This window comes from Brumicola pallidula DSM 14239 = ACAM 615, from assembly GCF_000428905.1.
Taxonomy (GTDB): Bacteria; Pseudomonadota; Gammaproteobacteria; order Enterobacterales; family Alteromonadaceae; genus Glaciecola; species Glaciecola pallidula.
In genome coordinates, this window is sequence record NZ_AUAV01000033.1 from 1 (window position 1) to 1,527 (window position 1,527).

Consider the following 1,527-nt stretch of genomic DNA (forward strand, 5'->3'; position numbering starts at 1 on the left):
CCCCCACGCCGGAAGACCAAGGTTTCCTGTCCCATGCTAATCAGGGCAGGGTAAGTCGGCCCCTAAGGCGAGGCGGAAACGCGTAGTCGATGGGAAACGGATTAATATTTCCGTACTTGTTATATCAGTGAAGGGGGGACGGAGAAGGTTATGCTAGCTTGGCGTTGGTAGTCCAAGTGAAAGTGCGTAGGGTTGGTGTTTAGGAAAATCCGGACACCACATTTAAAAGATGAGCCTGAGACACGAGACGAGACTCTACGGAGTTGAAGTAGCAAATACCCTGCTTCCAGGAAAAGCCTCTAAACTTATGATATAGCGAACCGTACCCCAAACCGACACAGGTGGTCAGGTAGAGAATACTAAGGCGCTTGAGAGAACTCGGGTGAAGGAACTCGGCAAAATTGTACCGTAACTTCGGGAGAAGGTACGCCCTTGCTTGTGTAGTGCTTCGCGCATGAAGCAGGTGAGGGCCGCAGTGACCAGGAGGCTGGGACTGTTTATTAAAAACACAGCACTGTGCTAAATCGAAAGATGACGTATACGGTGTGACACCTGCCCGGTGCCGGAAGGTTAATTGATGGGGTTAGCGCAAGCGAAGCTCTTGATCGAAGCCCCGGTAAACGGCGGCCGTAACTATAACGGTCCTAAGGTAGCGAAATTCCTTGTCGGGTAAGTTCCGACCTGCACGAATGGTGTAACCATGGCCTCGCTGTCTCCACCCGAGACTCAGTGAAATTGAAATTGCAGTGAAGATGCTGTGTACCCGCACCTAGACGGAAAGACCCCGTGAACCTTTACTACAGCTTGGCACTGAACATTGACCCTACATGTGTAGGATAGGTGGGAGACTAAGAAGCATTGTCGCCAGATGATGTGGAGTCTACCTTGAAATACCACCCTTGTATGTTCGATGTTCTAACATTGCGCCCTTATCGGGCGTGTGGACAGTGTCTGGTGGGTAGTTTGACTGGGGCGGTCTCCTCCCAAAGCGTAACGGAGGAGCACGAAGGTTGGCTAATCCTGGTCGGACATCAGGAGGTTAGTGCAATGGCATAAGCCAGCTTAACTGCGAGACAGACACGTCGAGCAGGTACGAAAGTAGGTCATAGTGATCCGGTGGTTCTGAATGGAAGGGCCATCGCTCAACGGATAAAAGGTACTCCGGGGATAACAGGCTGATACCGCCCAAGAGTTCATATCGACGGCGGTGTTTGGCACCTCGATGTCGGCTCATCACATCCTGGGGCTGAAGTCGGTCCCAAGGGTATGGCTGTTCGCCATTTAAAGTGGTACGCGAGCTGGGTTTAGAACGTCGTGAGACAGTTCGGTCCCTATCTGGTGTGGGCGTTGGATGATTGATGGGAGCTGCTCCTAGTACGAGAGGACCGGAGTGGACGAACCGCTGGTGTTCGGGTTGTCATGCCAATGGCATTGCCCGGTAGCTACGTTCGGAATCGATAACCGCTGAAAGCATCTAAGCGGGAAGCGAGCCCAGAGATGAGTCATCCCAGACAGTTTAACTGTCCT

The 1,527-nt window shown here is 52.3% G+C and carries 1 rRNA gene; it reads left to right on the plus strand.

Annotated features, from left to right (window positions below):
- Positions 1-1,527, plus strand: a 23S ribosomal RNA gene (locus G399_RS0110875); the annotation flags it as partial.